At 64.5% G+C, this 16891-nt stretch carries 15 protein-coding genes; 4 read left to right on the forward strand and 11 right to left on the reverse strand.

Annotation, left to right across the window (positions count from 1 at the left end; translation table 11 throughout):
- Nucleotides 1–9: 9 nt before the first annotated feature.
- From otsB to EOD29_RS02565, 11 genes are all read right to left on the reverse strand, one after another.
- Nucleotides 10–792 carry a trehalose-phosphatase gene (gene otsB / locus EOD29_RS02515; RefSeq protein ID WP_127245845.1) on the reverse strand — a complete coding sequence of 261 codons (783 nt, stop codon included), beginning with the start codon at nucleotides 790–792 and terminating at the stop codon, nucleotides 10–12.
- Entirely contained in the window at nucleotides 789–2582 is a 1794-nt protein-coding gene (locus EOD29_RS02520) for a trehalose-6-phosphate synthase (RefSeq protein ID WP_067328827.1), read from the reverse strand. The genes otsB and EOD29_RS02520 overlap by 4 nt, the downstream gene beginning before the upstream one ends.
- A gap of 188 nt (nucleotides 2583–2770) precedes the next feature.
- Entirely contained in the window at nucleotides 2771–4933 is a 2163-nt protein-coding gene (locus tag EOD29_RS02525; protein ID WP_067328824.1) for an amylo-alpha-1,6-glucosidase, read from the reverse strand.
- Nucleotides 4934–4973: 40 nt separating this feature from the next.
- Nucleotides 4974–6032: a glycosyltransferase family 4 protein gene (locus tag EOD29_RS02530; protein WP_067328822.1), complete on the reverse strand. Its 1059-nt coding sequence runs from the start codon at nucleotides 6030–6032 to the stop codon at nucleotides 4974–4976.
- A 93-nt stretch (nucleotides 6033–6125) separates the two neighbouring features.
- Nucleotides 6126–6896 carry an L-iditol 2-dehydrogenase gene (locus EOD29_RS02535; protein ID WP_127239832.1) on the reverse strand — a complete coding sequence of 257 codons (771 nt, stop codon included), beginning with the start codon at nucleotides 6894–6896 and terminating at the stop codon, nucleotides 6126–6128.
- A 40-nt stretch (nucleotides 6897–6936) separates the two neighbouring features.
- Nucleotides 6937–7695 carry a glucose 1-dehydrogenase gene (locus EOD29_RS02540; RefSeq protein WP_127245846.1) on the reverse strand — a complete coding sequence of 253 codons (759 nt, stop codon included), beginning with the start codon at nucleotides 7693–7695 and terminating at the stop codon, nucleotides 6937–6939.
- A gap of 40 nt (nucleotides 7696–7735) precedes the next feature.
- A complete protein-coding gene (locus tag EOD29_RS02545; RefSeq protein WP_095802295.1) occupies nucleotides 7736–8464 on the reverse strand; it encodes an SDR family oxidoreductase in 729 nt (242 codons plus the stop codon).
- A 21-nt stretch (nucleotides 8465–8485) separates the two neighbouring features.
- Entirely contained in the window at nucleotides 8486–9739 is a 1254-nt protein-coding gene (locus EOD29_RS02550) for an ABC transporter permease (RefSeq protein ID WP_066992162.1), read from the reverse strand.
- Complete coding sequence (locus EOD29_RS02555; protein ID WP_066992159.1) at nucleotides 9736–10548, reverse strand: ATP-binding cassette domain-containing protein; 813 nt, start codon at nucleotides 10546–10548, stop codon at nucleotides 9736–9738. Before EOD29_RS02555 ends, EOD29_RS02550 begins: the two co-directional genes overlap by 4 nt.
- A gap of 162 nt (nucleotides 10549–10710) precedes the next feature.
- Nucleotides 10711–11778: a sugar ABC transporter substrate-binding protein gene (locus EOD29_RS02560; protein ID WP_066992156.1), complete on the reverse strand. Its 1068-nt coding sequence runs from the start codon at nucleotides 11776–11778 to the stop codon at nucleotides 10711–10713.
- Nucleotides 11779–12005: 227 nt separating this feature from the next.
- On the reverse strand, nucleotides 12006–12890 hold the full coding sequence (locus EOD29_RS02565) for an AraC family transcriptional regulator (protein ID WP_066992353.1): 885 nt from the start codon (nucleotides 12888–12890) through the stop codon (nucleotides 12006–12008).
- 273 nt (nucleotides 12891–13163) lie between these two features.
- Here EOD29_RS02565 and EOD29_RS02570 point away from each other — a divergent pair, with 273 nt between their 5' ends.
- From EOD29_RS02570 to EOD29_RS02585, 4 genes are all read left to right on the forward strand, one after another.
- On the forward strand, nucleotides 13164–13766 hold the full coding sequence (locus tag EOD29_RS02570) for an ANTAR domain-containing response regulator (protein WP_066992153.1): 603 nt from the start codon (nucleotides 13164–13166) through the stop codon (nucleotides 13764–13766).
- A complete protein-coding gene (locus EOD29_RS02575; protein ID WP_127241126.1) occupies nucleotides 13763–14995 on the forward strand; it encodes a CmpA/NrtA family ABC transporter substrate-binding protein in 1233 nt (410 codons plus the stop codon). The genes EOD29_RS02570 and EOD29_RS02575 overlap by 4 nt, the downstream gene beginning before the upstream one ends.
- Before the next feature lie 352 nt (nucleotides 14996–15347).
- Nucleotides 15348–15527: a hypothetical protein gene (locus EOD29_RS02580; protein WP_127245847.1), complete on the forward strand. Its 180-nt coding sequence runs from the start codon at nucleotides 15348–15350 to the stop codon at nucleotides 15525–15527.
- A 62-nt stretch (nucleotides 15528–15589) separates the two neighbouring features.
- Nucleotides 15590–16891, forward strand: coding sequence for a nitrate/nitrite transporter (locus tag EOD29_RS02585; RefSeq protein ID WP_127245848.1), 1302 nt, complete (start codon nucleotides 15590–15592; stop codon nucleotides 16889–16891).

A 16891-nucleotide genomic window follows, 5' to 3' on the forward strand; every position in this document is an offset into this window, starting at 1 on the left:
CGAGATTGATCAGGCAACCAGATCGCTGCGGTCCGCCGGTTCGAAGCCGTCATTGAAATTCGCCGCGAGCCAGGCGATCGCGCTGGCGACATCGGCGATGGCGAAACGCGCCGCGGTCTCGCCCTGCGGTCTCACGCGGATCGAGATCCCGCCCGCGGCATTGACGGTCTCAAAACCGTTTTCGTCGGACGTGTCGTCGCCGAGGAATACCGGACGCCGTCCGGTGAAAGGTTCAAGCTGCATGAAGCGCCGGATTGCGGCGCCCTTGGCCGCCTCCAGCGGCATCAGTTCGACACCGGCATTGCCGGCAATTACGCGGTAGCCTTTCGGCAGCCGGGCAAGTGCTGTCTCGACCAGTTCCGTCGCGCGGGCCAGCAATTGCGGCGCCGCCCGCGTGTGGATGGCGAGCACCGGCCCCTTGCGCTCGACATAGACGGCCTTGCTTGCCAGCTCCAGCTCGATTTCGTCGGCAAGTGCAGTCATATCCGCCGGCTCGTCGGCGGCCTCGATTTGCCCGTCCGGTGTCAGCCTGTGCTCCAACCCGTAGAGGCCGGCGATCCGCAGCTTCAAAGGCTCGAACAGCCGGTCGACGGCCGCGATAGAGCGGCCGGTGATGAAGGCGAGCGCTCCATCCAGCCGGCGCTCGACCGTTTGCAGCAGCGAACGCAACTCCGCGCTGACCGCGACGCTATCTGGATGGGCGGCGTGCTCGAGCAAGGTGCCATCGATATCGAGGAAGAGCGCCCACCGGCCTTCGGGAAGCGGTGGTGTCAAATCTGCCTGGATGTTCATCGGAATCCGACTGCCTGTTTGCGTTCGAAGATAGAGACGACATTGTCGCCGTTGGTGTTTGCCGAGCGGTCGGACAAGGCCGTGACGCGGTCGAGCTCGCCGCGCTTCCTCAATCGCGCCGCGTCGAGCAGCATGCTGCCGGCCCAGCGATAGACATTGTTGTCGCGTACGATCTCGCGCATGCGGCGCATGCGCTCGCGCTGCTCGTCGGGCCCCATGACCAGCGCCTGCCGCATGGCTTCGCTCATCATCGCCGCGTCGTAAGGATTGACGATCAGCGCCTCGAGCAGTTCGCGCGAGGCGCCGGCAAACGTGCTGAGCAGGAGCACGCCCTCTTCGTCGTCGCGCGCGGCAACGAACTCCTTGGCCACGAGGTTCATGCCGTCATGCAGGCTGGTGACGAGGCAGATGTCGGCCGCGCGGTAGATCTTGTAGACGTCCTTCTGCGAGTGATGCTCGGCCACGAGTACGACCGGACGATAGCTGCCGTTGCCGTAGCGCTCGTTGAGTCCCTCGGCGAGCCGCTGGCATTCCTCATGCAGGTGCTTGTAGGCCGGCAATGTGCCCCGGCTCGGTGCGGCGACCTGCAGGAACACCGCCTTGCCGATCATTTCAGGGTAGCGGATGAACAGTTCCTCCAGCGCATGGAAGCGGTCGAGAATGCCCTTGGTGTAGTCGAGGCGCTCGACACCGACGCACAGCTTGGCGTCGGCTGGAATCCCGAACCGCTCGCGGATTTGCGCGCGGCATTCCTCGACCGGCGGCAGGCTCTTCAGGAGCTGCACAGGCCATTCGATAGAGATCGGGTAGGCGTGGACCAAAGTCGTCTGGCCGCCATAGGACACCGCGGCATCCGCCCGTTCGATCCGGCTCTCCATGAAGCGGTCGACGCTCTCGGTGAAGTTGTTGGCATGGAACTGGGTGTGGAAGCCGATGATCGAGCTGCCCAGCAGCCCATCCAGGATGCGCTCGCGCCACGGACAGATGCTGAACACTTCCGAGTTCGGCCACGGGATGTGCCAGAAGGTGATGACGATGGCCTCGGGCAGCCGCTCGCGGATCATGCGCGGCAGCAGCGCGAAATGATAATCCTGGACCAGCACGATCGGCCTCTCGTTGCGGGCCTCGGCAACCACCGTTTCGGCGAATTTGCGATTGACGGCCTCGTAGGCCGCCCAGTCCGACTCGCGGAAGATCGGTCGGGTAAAGGCTATATGGCAGAGCGGCCAAAGCCCTTCATTGGCGAAGCCGAGATAATAGCCCTGATATTCCTCATCGGTCAGCCAGACCCGGCGCAGGGCATAAGATGGATTTTCGGGCGGCACCTGTACCCGGTCGTGGCGGTCGACGACCTGACGATCCGCGCTGCCGCCGCCATAGGCGATCCAGGTGCCGGCGCAGGCGCGCGTGATCGGCTCCAGTGCCGAGACCAGTCCGCTCGCCGGCACGACGAGCTCGACATCGCCGTTCTCGTCCTCATTGTGGATGTAGGGCTCGCGGTTGGAGACGACGATGACCTGTGCGTCCGGCAGATCCTCGGCAAGGATCTTGCGCAGCGTCTCCGGTGACCAGGTGACGAGGGCGGCGTCGACCGACTGCCCGTTCTTCTCGAATTCGCGCAACACCTTGCGTGCGGCTTCCGATGCGACGTCCTCGCCCGCACCGGGCGTGTTCACAGCCGTTGCATGCTGGTGACGGTGCCTGGTTATTGAGACGAAGATCGCGAGAGCGCTGAGTCCGAGACTAGCTAGGATAAGGACCCACAAGAGGTCGACGCCATACTGTGCCATTGATGCCAGGTTGCCTCCGGCTGTCCGCTATTTTGTTTTCGTTCTTGCCGGCTGCGGAGAGGTGTGCCGGTTCCGGTTTGCAAACGCATAGGGCGCTCGTCGGTTCCGACATTTTTCGACTGCCGGATGCATTTGCGGAACTCCGCTCTCGTAACGGTTTTCCGTCCGGAATTGCGCAATCGACCCGTCTAAGTCCGCACAATCAGCGGCACCAGGCCCTCATGCCGATCGGCGAGGAAGGCAACGACGCGGTCCCCGACACGCTGGAAGGTGAGGTCGATAGTCTTATTGCCGACGGACAGATGCCGGAGCGTGAGCGTGTCGATACCGATAGGCATCCGTGGGCGGGTGACGCGCAACTCGCCTTTCCAACCGTCGATTTCCAGACCGAGGCAGGCCTGCATCAGCATGAAGGTGGAGCCTGCCGACCAGGCCTGCGGCAGACAGGCGACAGGATAGGCGATCGGCGCCTCGCCTGGCGCCCGGGTGAAGCCGCAGAACAATTCCGGCAGCCGCATGTTGAAGTGCACGGCCGACTCGAACGTGCCGCTCATCAGCCGCACGACACTTTCGCGCTCTCCATAGCGCGAGAGGCCGACACCGCAGAGCGCCGTGTCGTGCGGCCAGATCGAGCCGTTATGGTAGGACATTGGGTTGAAGAAGATCGCGTCGTCCGCAAGCGTCCTCAGTCCCCAGCCGGAATGGAAGGAAGCCGACAGCAATTGATCGGCGACAATCTTGGCGCGCTCCGGCTGCGGCAGCCCGGCATAAAGCAGATGCCCCGCATTTGACGTTCGCACCTTGCAGGGCTGGCCTTCGCCGTCGATCGCGATGGCGTAGAAGTTCAGATCCTCGATCCAGAAGTCACGCTCGACGGCGATCCGCATTTCCTCGGCGCGGTTCTCCCAATGTTCGGCATCGGCAAACTCGCCGCGGCGGCGTGCGAGCGCGGCAAGGCCGCGATAAGCGGCAAAGACATAGCCTTGCACTTCGACCAGCGCGATCGGTCCCTTGGGCATGCGGCCGTCGGCATGGAAGACCGAGTCGACGCTGTCTTTCCAGCCCTGGTTGGCGAGGCCGGACTCCGCTGCGCGTTGGTAGGTGACGAAACCCGTTGCCCGGCTTGCCTCTTCCGTCCACTCGGCCGCCGCCTTGAGCGATGGCCAGAGCGTGTCGATGAAGGCCATGTCGCCGGTGCGGTCGGCATAGGCGCAGGCGAGATGAATGTAGAGCGGGGTCGTGTCGACGCCGCCATAATAGCGGCCGAAGGGAAGTTCGCGCAGCGCCGCCATTTCGCCCTTGCGCGTCTCGTGCATGATCTTGCCTGGCTGGGAATCGATGAAGGGCGACGTCTCCGTCGCCTGATGTTCGGCAAGGAACGCCAGCACGCCGCGCGCGAGACCCGGATTGAGCCACAGCATCTGCAAGCCGGAGATCACGCCGTCGCGGCCGAAGGCCGTGGAGAACCACGGGATGCCGGCATAAGGATAAGGCCCGGTAGGAAGCTCGGTGGTAAGCAACGCGACATCCGCGCGGGCGCGTTCGACCCAATCGTTGAAGACGCGACCGGAGCTGTGGACCGTGGCGCCATGCCGACGCTTGGCGCGCATGGCAAAACGCGCGCGTGCGGCAGCGGCCCGGAACCGGTCGCGATTCGGCGTTTCGGCAACTTCCGGGCCCACCTCGACATAAAGCACCTTGCTGCTGCGCTTGGTCACCGCGATCAGGAAGTCGGCTCGATTGTCGCTCAGTTGGTCGGGAGCTTGCGAGAAGGAGATTGCCGACTGGCGCGGCAGGCCGTCGAGACCGTCATAGCCGAGCATAACGGACGCCTTGTCGGTCTTCGCCAGATGGACCGTTCCACGTTTCGGCCGTGTCGAGCCGCGCACCTCGAACATGTCGCGAAAGTCGGCGGCGAAATGCAAGGAGATGGCGATGGTCGAATGCTCGCGGCTGTAGTTGGAAAGCGTGATGCGATCGAATAGCCTGTCCTGCCAGATCAGCCTGACGCGCTCGATATGGATCGCGCCTTGCGGAATGTCGCGGCCCGCGGCGCTCTGTATCGGCAAGTTGGTGAGGTTGCTGGTGAAGAGAACATTGTCCTGGCTGAGCGAGGCGCCGAGCAGCGACATCGGCCTGCCGCCGATCGTCAGGCGGAACTCGGAAAGAACGCGCGTGTCGTCGCGAAAGAAACCGTCGCCGGCGCCCCTGATGTCACCATAGGCGTCGGTGACCGCGAAACAATCGCCCTGTTTGAGCGCGAACAGCCGGTGCGGCTCCCGCGGCGCCGTTTCGTCGAGCGAGGCAAGGGCTACGGCGGGATCGAGCTTGCGCTCGTCGAGCTGCGTCATTCGTCACCTCTTCGCTTGCCCCGCCCCAAGAGAATGCCGATCAGGAGGCTCTCGCCTCCTGGATGCCGATCAGGCGCATATAGGCGGCAAGATAGTCGCGCGCCATCCTGGTGGCTGAAAACCGCTTTTCGAAGACCACTCTCACCTGCCGTCGGTCCAGTCCGAGCAGGACCGGCATCGCAGCGACCGCATCATCGACAGAGTCCACGACAAAGCCGGTCACGCCCTGGTCGATGAGCTCCGGCAGGGCGCCGCAGTTCCAGGCGATTACCGGCGTGCCGCAAGCCATCGCCTCGATCGGCGCCAGGCCGAACGGCTCCGGCCAGTCTATGGGAAACAGCAGGCCCGCGGCATTGCCGAGAAACTCGGCCTTCTCGTGTTCCGCGATCTCGCCGACATAGTCGACCCGGTCGCCGTCGACGAGCGCCTCGATCTCGTCGTGAAAATAGGCGCGATCGTCATCGCCGATCTTGGCCGCCAGCTTAAGCTTCAAACCGGAACTTCGCGCGATCTCGATCGCTCGATCCGGGCGCTTGTCGCGAGACAGCCGGCCCAGGAAAGCCAAATAGGGTTCCTCGGCCGAGGGATTGTAGGTGGGCTGATACGCATCGACCGGAATGCCGTGATGGATCGTCGCCAGCCAGTTGGCGTCGGGCAATCCGCGCTTCTGGCTGTGCGAGATGGAGATCATCGGAAAGCGCGGGAAGCGCTTGTAGGCCGGCGCCAGGTCGACATAGTCGAGCCGGCCATGCGGGGTCGTCACCGTTCGCCCCGCCATGTGTTCGAAGAATGGAAAATGCACGAAATGGCTGAGATGGAAGTGGATGACGTCGAACTCGTCCGCCCGCTCGCGCACCTGGCAAAGCATCGCCATATGCGCCGCAATCTCGGACTTTTTCGGCCGCGGATCAAGACGGATCGCCTGGTCGCGACCGGGCACCAGCCGCGCCGAGGTCTCACTGTCGCCGCTGGCGAACAGGGTCACTTCGTGCCCGACTTCCACCAGCGCTTCGGTGAGATAGGACACGATCCGCTCGGTGCCGCCATATAGTTTCGGCGGCACGGATTCGTAGAGCGGCGCGACATGAGCGATGCGCATGGTTCCCTCAAACGGTTGATGGGAACCAAAATGCGTCAGCCGCCAGATCGTTCCTGCCCGATTGTCGCAGGCGGGGCCTCGAGCTTCGGCCAATCAACTCATCCAGTTGCCGCCGTCCACATTGAGCGTCTGCGCCACGACGTAGTCGGCCTCGCTCGATGCCAGGAAGACGGCCGCACCCCGGTAATCGTCGGGATCGCCCATGCGTCCGGCCGGCACCGCCAGCCCGACCTGCCGCTTCTTCTCGCCGATCGGCAGGTTCTCGTAGCGCGCGAACAGCGCGTCGACCTGGTCCCACATCGGCGTGTCGACCACACCCGGCGCGATGCCGTTGACGTTGATGCCGTGCTTGATCAGCGCAAGGCCGGCCGACTGCGTGATGCTGATTACGGCGGCCTTGGTGGCGCAGTAGACGGCGACCAGCGCCTCGCCGCGCCGACCCGCCTGCGAGGCCATGTTGATGATCTTCCCCTTGCGCCCCTGGGCGACCATACGCTTGGCCACCGCCTGCAGCGTGAACAACAGCCCTTTCACATTGACCGAGAATTGCAGGTCGAAGCTTTTCTCCGAAATCTCGAGAAGCGGCCCCATGTCGAAGACGGCGGCATTGTTGACCAGGATGTCGATCCCGCCATGCGTCCTCGTCACCGAAGCGACCATCGCCTCGATCGAGGCGAGGTCGCGCACGTCGAGTTGCAGAGCGGTAGCTTTGCCTTCGAGCTCGCGCGCAAGCGCTTCCGCCTTGTCTAGTGCCATATCGGCGATGACGACATGGGCGCCTTCGGCGGCGAAACCGCGCACGATGGCTGCGCCGATGCCTTGCGCGCCGCCAGTGACGACGGCGACCTTGTCCTTGAGTTTCATCGCAATTCTCCTGTCTCAGCGCCCTAAGCTCAGCGCCATCTCAGCGTGTGGTATAGCCGCCGTCGATGACCAGCACCTCGCCGGTCACATAGCTTGAGGCGGGAGAGCACAGGAAAAGTGCGGCCGCCGCAACTTCTTCCGGCTGGCCGACGCGGCCCATCGGCGTCATGCCGCGCCAGATCGGGAACCATTCCGGATTCTCGATGCCGCCGCGCGAAAGGTCCGTTTCGATATAGCCGGGCGCGACAGCGTTGACGCGGATGTTATCGGCCGCCACCTCGCTGGCGAGGCTCTTGGTCATCATGTGCACCGCCGCCTTGGAACTGTTATAGGCAACCTGGTTCTGGGGAATGTTGGAGACGATGCCGGAAATCGAGCCGACATTGAGGATCGCGCCGCCTCCCTGGCGCCGCATCGGCGCCAGCGCTGCCCTGCAGCAGCGGAAGACGGCATCGACATTGATCGCCATCGTCTGCCGCCAGATGTCCTCCGGATAGTCGCCGCTGTCGCCATGGATGGCGATGCCGGCGCTATTGACCAGGATGTCGAGGCGGCCGGCCTTGGCGAGCGTGTCGGCGACCAGCCTGTCCGGCGCTTTCTCGTCCAGCATCTCGGCGGCGTGAAAGTCGAAGGCGAGGCCCGCGAGTTCCTGCCGCGCATCATCCTTCATCGTCCGGCCCGCAACGACGAGGCGTGCGCCGGCTTCGCCGAGCGCCTTCGCGATGGCGAGGCCGATGCCGCGCGTGCCGCCGGTCACCAGCGCGACCCTGTCGTCCAGTCGGAAGCGGTCGAGGATCATGGCGGCGGTTCCGTTCTGTGAGGGCCGGTCGGCGAGCCGCTCAGATGTCCACGCTCTGCGGCAGGATGACGAGGTCGCGAATGGTGATGTTGCGCGGTCGCGTCAGCATGAACAGCACGGCGTCCGCCACTTCCTTCGCCTCCATCAGGCTGCCGGCGGCGAGCGCTTCTTCCATCTTGGCCTTTGGCCAGTCGCTGAGCAGCGCCGTCACCACCGGACCGGGAGCGACTGCACCGACGCGAATGCCGTGCTTCAGCACCTGGCGCCGGACCGTATGGACGAATGCCTGCACGGCGAATTTCGAGGCGGTGTAGATCGGCTCCCAGACCACGGGAACGAAGCCGGCCACCGAACTGGTGACGATGATATCGCCCTTCTTCCGCTCGATCATATGCGGCAGCACGGCGTGCACCGTGCGGAACACGGCGTTGACGTTGAGGTTGAGCATCCTATCCCACTGATCGGGGTCGCCCGATGCCACCTCCCCGCCGACATAGGCGCCGGCATTGGCATGGAAGATGTCGAGTTGGCCCGCTCTTTCGAGGATCTCGGGCATCATGCGGTTGACGCTCGCCGGATCGAGCAGGTCGGTGACAACCGCATAAGCATTGTCGCCGAGCTCCGCGGCAAGTTCCTGAAGCCGGTCCTCGGCCCGGTCGACTAGGAAGACCTTTGCGCCGGCGGCGAGCATGGTGCGGGCGCATTCCAGCCCGATGCCCGAGGCAGCGCCAGTGATTGCGGCAACCTTGCCGGAAAGACTTTCAGACATTGCGATCCTCTTCGATAGGCCTCAGGCGCGGCCGTGTGAAACACGCGAGCGGCGGGCGAGAGAATCGACGATGACCGCGATCGCCAGCACGCAGCCGGTGATCATGTACCGGAGCGAGGATGACAGATCGAGCAGCGTCAGGCCGCTTGCGATGGATTGGATGACGATGATGCCGAGCAGCGCCGAATAGGCGCTGCCGCGGCCGCCGAACAGGCTGGTGCCGCCGATGACGGCCGCCGCGATGGCGTTGAGATTGACGTCGCCGGTGCCGGCCTGCTGGCTGGCGGTTGCCAGGCGTGCTGCCGAGAGCAGGCCGCCCGTCGCCGCCAGCGTGGCGCAGAGCGCGAAGGCGCTGGCGTAGATCAGCCGGACATTGATGCCGGCGCGACGCGCCGCTTCGCGGTTGCCGCCGACAGCGGTCATTGAGCGGCCCCATTGGGTGCGCTTCAGCGCATAGTTCATCGCCACGACCAGGCCGACGAACAACGCGAACATCCAGGGCACGCCGCGCGACAGGTTGAGGTAGTAAGCAACCAGTTCGAGCGCGACCGTGATCGCGACCGCCTGGAGCAGCAGCCCGCCCAGCGAACGCGATGACAGGCCGGCGGCCTGGCGGCGTTGCGCCTTGCGATAGCCGAGAGCCAGGGCAAGCACGCCGGGCACGACGGCCAAAGTGTGCGACACCCAGTGCGGCATCACCAGGAGCTGGCCGAAATTCACCAGCGGCGAATCGTAAGGCAGGTTGATCGAGCCCGTCGGGCCGAGGATGTAGAGCTGCAATCCTAGGAAGGCGAGCAGGCCCGAAAGCGTCGAGACGAAGCTTGGCATGCCGAGCCTGTTGAGCAGCAGCGCGTAGACACAGCCGGTCACGAACCCGACCGCCATCGCCGCCAGCATGGCAAGCGCGACCGGCCAGCCCCACTGCACCCACAGCACGCCGAGCAGCGCGGAGGCCAGGCCGCTGACAGACCCGACGGACAGGTCGATCTCGCCCACCATCAGCACGCAGACGATGCCGAGCGAGATGATGCCGACCGTCGAGCAGTCGAACAAAAGATTGACCAGATTGTTCGGCGACAGGAATACCGGGTTGAGCGTCTGGAAGATGGTGCAGATCAAAACCAGCCCGACAACCACGGGCAGCGAGCCGAGATCGCCGGAGCGGACGCGGTCGAGGAAGCCCCTGATGGCGCCCTTGGCGCCGCTGCGATCCTTCAGCCGTTCGTCGCTGCGATCGAGCAGCGCGCCGGGATTGCGGTCGGACGCCGTGGTCATGGCTGTTCTCCTTGCGCTTTCTCGGCCGTGCGCCTGCCGCGCCGCGAGACCGCATTGTCGTCGGCGCCGGTGATCGCCGTGACCAGCTCCTGATTGGAGGCGCCGGGCAGGAAGATGCCGTTGTTGCGGCCGAGCCTCAGCACCACGATGCGGTCGGCCACGGCGCGCACGTCCTCCATGTTGTGGCTGATCATGACGACGCCCAGCCCGCGATCCCGCACGCGCTCAATGAGATTCAGCACTTCAGCGGTCTGCGCGACGCCGAGTGCGGCGGTGGGCTCGTCGAGGAGGATCACGCGCGGCTCCATCAGCAGCGAGCGGGCGATCGCCACCGTCTGCCGCTGCCCGCCCGACAGCGACGCCACCGGCTCGCGCACGCTGGGAATCCGTGCCGAGAGCTCGTTGAGCAGTGTCCAGGCGCGGACCTCCATCGAGACCTCGTCGAGGCGAAGCGGATGAAGCTCGCGGCCGAGAAAGATGTTGGCCACGACGTCGAGGTTTTCGCAGAGCGCGAGATCCTGGAAGACGGTGGCGATGCCGAGCTTCAGCGCCGCGGCGGGATTGGCAAGCGTCACCGGCTGGCCGTCGAAAGTGATCGAGCCCGAGCTCGGCATATGCGCGCCGGCCAGGATTTTCACCAGCGTCGACTTGCCGGCGCCGTTGTCGCCGACCAGGGCGACGATTTCCCCGGCATTGATGTCGAGATCGACGTCGGTGAGAGCCGACACCGCGCCGAAATTCTTCGAGATGCCGCGCAGGCTAAGCACCGGCGGACGGCTCGTCGTGGGCGGTGCGTCGGGTATTGCCATTGCGTGTCTCTTCCCGCGTTTTGGTCGATCTGTCCGGCCGCCAGGAGGGAGCGGCCGGACACACCCGGCTCTCAGCCCTGACGGGCCAGCCGAGCATATCGCAGGCGACGCGGCTGCGCCGCATCGCTTTGGGAGACGATGCGGCTTCAGCCGCATCGCTCCTTATTGAATGCCGAGCTTCTTGCAGCCTTCGGCGTAGCGGTCGGTGCAGAGCTGGGCTGCGGTCTGGATCTTCTTGTCGATGATTTCGGCCTTCAAATTCTCCTGCGTCACCACCGCCGGCACGAAGAGTTGCGAGGGCGTATCGTACAGCGTTGTCTCGGCTTTCGGAGTCTCGCCCTTGAGAAGCTGCACAGCAACGTTTGCCGCCGCCGCGGCGACGATTTCGCTCGGCTTGGAGATAGTGTTGTACTGGTCGCCGGCAATGATGAGCTGCAAGGCGGCGATCGTCGCGTCGTTGCCCGTCACCGGCGGCACCGGATCGACGCCGGCTGCCTTGAAGGCGGCAATGGCGCCGCCGCCCGTGCCGTCGTTGGCGGCGACCACGCCGACGATCTTGTTGCCGAAGCGCGAGATCTGTCCCGCCGCCCATTGCTGGGCATTCGATGGCGCCCAGTTCGGCGTGTCAAACTCGGCGAGCGTCTTGTAGCTGCCGGTCTTGAGACCCTCATGGATGCCGTCCTTGATCAGGCCCGCCGCGGCGTCGGTCGGCGAGCCGTTGATCTGCAGCACGCCGACATCGCCGTCGCTCGACACGCCCTTGGCCTTGAGATGCTCGACCAGCGAGGCGGCGATCGCCTTGCCGATGGCCTTGTTGTCGAACGATACATAGAAATCGGCCTTGGCCGTGGGGATCGGACGGTCATAGGCGATCACCTTGACGCCCTGAGCCTGCGCATTGTGCACCAGCGAGGCCGCCGCCGCGGAATCGACCGGGTCGAGCACGACAACCTTCGCGCCCTGGGTGATGACGGAGTTGAACTGCTGCTGTTGCTTGGTGACGTCGGCGTCGGCATTGAGATAGAGCACCTTGCAGCTGTCGCAAAGCTTCTTCATTTCAGCGACGAAGCCCGGATGATCATGCTCTTCGTAACGCGTCGAGCCCTGGTCGGGCATCAGGAACGCGACCGTGGAGCCGGCGATATCCTGCGCATTGGCAAAAGTCGCCCCAAGAGCGAGGCTCGAGACGGCCATCGCGGCTGCTGTCAATCTGGACACGTATCTGGACATAAGGTCTTCTCCAATTCCCATTGTGTGATCTAAACGGACTTCGACATCGAGCCGCGGATGCTGCTCGCGCACCCCATCGGAAGTCCAGTGAACTCGTGCAGCAGCCTCACGGCTTCCTCCCGCTGGCATGACACGAGGAAATACTCGTCCATCGCTGGTTCGCTTGCGCGACCCACCGCTTCGTCCTGGTTCTTGTCTAAGGCTTGTTTCTCCTCCCGAACTCCTTTCTATGCGGCGCGCGCGGCCGCGAAATTATCCGCAACCAATCTCCTGAACTGCGAAGGCGGCATGCCCTTCTCGGCCAGGAACTGGCGATTGAAGTTCGACAGATTGTTGAAGCCGACCTCGAAGCAGATGTCCGAGATCTGCGCCTCTTCGTCGCTCATCAGGATCTGGCAAGCGAGGTTGATGCGCAGCCGCTTGATGTACTGCAGCAGCGACATGCCGGTATGCTTGCGAAACGAGCGCGAGAAGGCGCTCGGCGTCTGTCCCGCGATTGCCGCCAGATCGCCTTCGTTGAATTGCTGGGTCAGGTTCTCGCGGATATAGGCGAGCGCCTGGTTCATGCCCGCAGACATGTATCCGGACGGGTCCGGCAGATAGTTCTCGCTGGCGAGCACGCGCGGCGTAGTTTCGCGGCTCAGCGCCTCCATGATCGACATGAACAGGCTGATCCGGTGAACGCCGTAAGCATGAGTGATCTCCGCCAGCAACGGCATGACCGCCCTGCTCACACTGGCGCTGAACAGGACGCCGCGCCGCGCGAGCTCGAGCAGTGGCGAGACCGCGCCAAGCTCGGGAAAAGTGGCGATCGCGCCGCCGATGAATTCCTCGCTGAACTGGACCAGCCTGCAGCGCAGCGGAACTGACTGACCTTCCGGAACCTCGCTGATCCAGTTGTGCGGCAGGTTCGGACCGGTGAGAACGAGGTTGCCGACCTCGAACTCGCCGATGAAGTCGCCGACGAAATAGCGGCCCTTGGTCGCGACGATCTGGTGCAGTTCGTATTCCGGATGAAAATGCCAGCGCACCGTATGGTAGGGATAGCCATGCCACCTCACCGCGAACGACTCGCCAGGCCTTATCTGTATGACTTCCAGATCGGGTCCCATCGATTCCTCCCGCAGGCTGTGCCAGCCTTCGAACCGCGGCCGTTTGTTCCGGCTCATCTAGGGTCAGGATAGCGGCGGCCAAGGATGTGCGCCACCTCGCCACGCCGCGCCGACTGATACGTTTTTGACCTTTTTGGCCCAGCGAAAAACCTGCCTTCGAAAATTAGAAGCTTCGAATATCGGCGACTGGCCGGCGGCGTTTGGGCGTGGGAAAGTCGCCGCGGACCACGCTACCGCATTGCACAATTCCGGCCGGGCTGCACAATAGGGCGCATGTCCGCTGGTTCGTTGACCATCCTTGTTATCGACGAGAACCGCATCCGCGCCTCGATCATTGAGGCCGGATTGCGGGACGCCGGCCATCGCCATGTCACCGTTGTTCATGACGTGGCCGGCATTGCCAAGCGCATCGCCGAGATCGAGCCGGATGTCATCGTCATCGATCTCGAAAACCCCAACCGCGACATGCTGGAGAACATGTTCCAGCTTTCGCGAGCAGTGAAACGGCCGATCGCTATGTTCGTCGACCGCTCCGACCGGGCCTCGATCGAGGCGGCGGTCGAAGCCGGCGTGTCCGCCTATGTGGTCGACGGGCTGAAGAAGGAGCGCATCAAGCCGATTCTTGACATGACGATCAGCCGCTTCAACGCCTTCTCGCGCATGGCGCGCGAACTGGAGGAGGCGCGCAGCGAGCTCGAGAACCGCAAGGTCGTCGATCGCGCCAAAGGCATATTGATGAAGTCGCGCGGCTTGAGCGAGGAGGCCGCTTACGCGCTTCTTCGCAAGACCGCCATGAACCAGAACCGCAAGATCGCCGACATCGCCCAGAGCCTGGTGACGGCGGCGGGATTGCTGGGCCCGCTGGAGGGCGAATGAGCAAGACTGCCGCGCACCAGATCACCGCCGGCTTCATGCCGCTCTTCGACAGCGCCGTCCTTGTCGCAGCCGGCGAGATGGGCTTTGCCACCCGCGAAGGCATCGAGCTCAAGCTGCATCGCGAGACCTCGTGGGCCAACATCCGAGACCGCATCGCCATCGGCCATTTCGACGTGGCACATATGCTGGGGCCGATGCCGCTCGCCTGCAGCCTCGGCCTCACGCCGCTTGCCTCGGAGACCATAGTGCCCTTCTCGCTCGGGCTTGGCGGCAACTGCGTCACCGTCTCCAATGCGGTGTGGCAAGGCATGTCGGCGCACGGGGCCGCGCCCGATCTCGATCCGGCGCGCGCCGGGACGGCGCTTGGCGCTCTCATCCGCGAGCGGGCGGCCGCCGGCCGCGAGCCTTTGCGTTTCGCCGTCGTCCATCCGCATTCCGGGCATAATTACGAGCTGCGCTACTGGCTCGCCGCCTGCAGCATCGATCCCGACCGCGATGTCGAGATCGTCATCGTGCCGCCGCCCTTCATGGCCGATGCGCTCTCCGCCGGCCGCATCGACGGCTATTGCGTCGGAGAGCCCTGGAACAGTGCCGCCGTCGCCGCCGGCACCGGCCGCATCGTCACCGTCAAGGCGCTGCTGTGGCGCAACAGCCCGGAAAAGGTGATCGGCGCGCGCAGAAGCTGGGCCGAGGAAAACCCCGACGCGCTGGCGGCGCTGCTGAGAGCGCTGCATCACTCCGCGCGCTGGTGCCAGGATCCGGTGAACCGCGGCGCGCTGGCCGCGCTGATGGCCAAGCCTGCGTTCCTCGGGCAGCCGGAGGCGATCCAGATGCCGGCACTCACCGGGCGACTTCAGCTCGGCGGCGGCCCGGAGCGCAGCGTTGAGGCTTTCTTCCTGCCCTTCGACAAGGCGGCGAACTTTCCCTGGAAGAGCCATGCGCTCTGGTTCTACACGCAGATGGTGCGCTGGGGACAATTGCCGCATACGCCGCAAAACCTGGCGATCGCCCGCGACTGCTACCGGCCCGATCTCTACCGCTCGGCGCTGAAGCCGCTCGGCGTGGCCCTGCCCGGCGCCAACGCCAAAGTGGAAGGCGCGCTGAAGACCGCGACGCCGGTCGGCTCGGCCGGGGCGAGCCTTGTGCTCGGCCCGGACGGATTCTTCGACGGCCAGATCTTCGATCCCGATCGGATCGATGCCTACATCGCGGCCCAGAATCGCGACTGATCATTTGCGCGCCATTCTTGTGCATTGCACAAAATTTGTGCGCCCTGCCCGCTCCGTTGATCAACGTTTGACCGTGTCTCGGCTCGGCCGGGCCGGTGCCTGAAGCGCCTACCGCTTTGATTTCCCTGGAAATCCGTCTTCAACGCAAAACTGGCACGCTTCGTGCTTTAAGATAATCGCGCCCCTCGCGGGCAATAGAACAGGCGTCCAATGGCGGGCGCCACAGGCAAAGCTGCCGCTCAGGTCGACGCGTGTCCCGGATGTACGGACGCGACAGGCCTGGCCGGCAGCTTTTTTGTTTTGGACCGAATTGCAATCGAAGGCGCCCAGGCGGCGCCGAACGGAGACGACGATGACGAAACGGATCGGAACTGGCGCTTCCCTGAAGGACTTCACCCGCCGCGATTTCCTGGCGAGCAGCATCCTGACGGCGGTGCTGTTCGCTGCCGCGCTCCTGCTGTTTCCCACCAATCACGACAGAGAGGCCAAGGGTCCGCAAGTGACCGCGGAGATCACAGCCTCGCCGCGCTGACCGATGCCGAGCCTCTGATCAACACAACACGCGGTGCCTCCACGCCGCAAACGGAGCCGACCATGACCGCAAACCTCCAAGCCGCGCCCAGCCAGGACAGTAGCTCCCGGCAGGCGCTCGTCATCTCCACCATCGCCTTCACCGTCTGCTTCGCGGTGTGGACGATCTTCTCCATCATCGGCGTGCGCATAAAGCAGGAGCTCGGCTTGAACGAGACCGAGTTCGGACTGCTGGTCGGCACGCCGATCCTCACCGGCTCGCTCGTGCGCATGGTGCTCGGCGTCTGGACCGACCGCTACGGCGGCAGGCTGGTCTACACCATGACCATGCTCGCGGCGGCGGTCGCGACCTTCCTGCTCGCCTTTGCACATACCTATGAGCAGATGCTGGTCGCGGCGCTCGGCGTCGGGCTTGCCGGCGGCTCCTTCGCGGTCGGCGTCGCCTATGTCTCGCGCTTCTTCCCCGCGCGCAAACAAGGCACGGCTCTCGGCATCTTCGGCGTTGGCAATGTCGGCGCCGCGGTCACCAAGTTCCTGGCGCCGCTCGTACTGATTGCCTGGGGCTGGCAGTCGGTCGCGCTGATCTGGGCCGCGGCGCTGGTTGTCATGGCCGGCGTGTTCTGGTTCATGACCAGCGACGATCCGGTCATCCGCGAGCGCCGTGCCGGTAAGGCAGTACCGGCGAGAAGCTTCTGGCAGGAATTCGCGCCGCTGAAGAACCTTCAGGTCTGGCGCTTCGCCTTCTACTACTTTTTTTCCTTCGGTGCGTTCGTGGCGCTGTCGCTCTGGCTGCCGCGCTATCTGATTGGCGTCTATGGCTTTGGCATCGCCACCGCCGGCATGATCGGAGCCGCCTATTCGATCCCCGCAAGCATTTTCCGCGCCTATGGCGGCGTGCTTTCCGACCGCATCGGCGCCCGTACCGTGCTCTATTGGACCTTCGCCGTATCTGCCGTCGCGACCCTCGTTCTGTCTCTCCCCTCGACAGATTACGTCGTGCGCGGCATCAGCGGGCCGATCCCGTTCCATGTCGAGATCGGCCCGCTCGCCTTCATCGCCGTCGCCTGCGTGCTCGGCTTCTTCATGAGCCTCGGCAAGGCCGCCGTCTACAAGCACATCCCCGTTTACTACCCGCAGAGCGTCGGCGCGGTCGGCGGGGTGGTGGGCATGATCGGCGGCCTCGGCGGCTTCATCCTGCCGATCGCCTTCGGCGCGCTGAACGACCTCACCGGCGTCTGGTCGAGCTGCTTCATGCTGCTCTTCGTCATCGTGGTCTCGTGCCTTCTCTGGATGCACGCCACCATCCGCCGGATGGAGCGCGCGGCCGCCGTGAAGCCCGCGCCCCTCACCTACGCCGCCGAATAG

This window comes from Mesorhizobium sp. M1A.T.Ca.IN.004.03.1.1 (genome assembly GCF_003997555.1).
GTDB lineage: Bacteria > Pseudomonadota > Alphaproteobacteria > Rhizobiales > Rhizobiaceae > Mesorhizobium.

What these genes read in the sequence shown, in the direction of transcription:
- EOD29_RS02555 (WP_066992159.1), bottom strand. Translation starts at nt 10,548, where the DNA reads ATGGCAATACCCGACGCACCGCCCACGACGAGCCGTCCGCCGGTGCTT.
- EOD29_RS02570 (WP_066992153.1), top strand. Translation starts at nt 13,164, where the DNA reads ATGTCCGCTGGTTCGTTGACCATCCTTGTTATCGACGAGAACCGCATC.
- EOD29_RS02520 (WP_067328827.1), bottom strand. Translation starts at nt 2,582, where the DNA reads ATGGCACAGTATGGCGTCGACCTCTTGTGGGTCCTTATCCTAGCTAGT.
- EOD29_RS02565 (WP_066992353.1), bottom strand. Translation starts at nt 12,890, where the DNA reads ATGGGACCCGATCTGGAAGTCATACAGATAAGGCCTGGCGAGTCGTTC.
- EOD29_RS02580 (WP_127245847.1), top strand. Translation starts at nt 15,348, where the DNA reads ATGACGAAACGGATCGGAACTGGCGCTTCCCTGAAGGACTTCACCCGC.
- EOD29_RS02550 (WP_066992162.1), bottom strand. Translation starts at nt 9,739, where the DNA reads ATGACCACGGCGTCCGACCGCAATCCCGGCGCGCTGCTCGATCGCAGC.
- otsB (WP_127245845.1), bottom strand. Translation starts at nt 792, where the DNA reads ATGAACATCCAGGCAGATTTGACACCACCGCTTCCCGAAGGCCGGTGG.
- EOD29_RS02530 (WP_067328822.1), bottom strand. Translation starts at nt 6,032, where the DNA reads ATGCGCATCGCTCATGTCGCGCCGCTCTACGAATCCGTGCCGCCGAAA.
- EOD29_RS02525 (WP_067328824.1), bottom strand. Translation starts at nt 4,933, where the DNA reads ATGACGCAGCTCGACGAGCGCAAGCTCGATCCCGCCGTAGCCCTTGCC.
- EOD29_RS02575 (WP_127241126.1), top strand. Translation starts at nt 13,763, where the DNA reads ATGAGCAAGACTGCCGCGCACCAGATCACCGCCGGCTTCATGCCGCTC.
- EOD29_RS02535 (WP_127239832.1), bottom strand. Translation starts at nt 6,896, where the DNA reads ATGAAACTCAAGGACAAGGTCGCCGTCGTCACTGGCGGCGCGCAAGGC.
- EOD29_RS02545 (WP_095802295.1), bottom strand. Translation starts at nt 8,464, where the DNA reads ATGTCTGAAAGTCTTTCCGGCAAGGTTGCCGCAATCACTGGCGCTGCC.
- EOD29_RS02585 (WP_127245848.1), top strand. Translation starts at nt 15,590, where the DNA reads ATGACCGCAAACCTCCAAGCCGCGCCCAGCCAGGACAGTAGCTCCCGG.
- EOD29_RS02560 (WP_066992156.1), bottom strand. Translation starts at nt 11,778, where the DNA reads ATGTCCAGATACGTGTCCAGATTGACAGCAGCCGCGATGGCCGTCTCG.
- EOD29_RS02540 (WP_127245846.1), bottom strand. Translation starts at nt 7,695, where the DNA reads ATGATCCTCGACCGCTTCCGACTGGACGACAGGGTCGCGCTGGTGACC.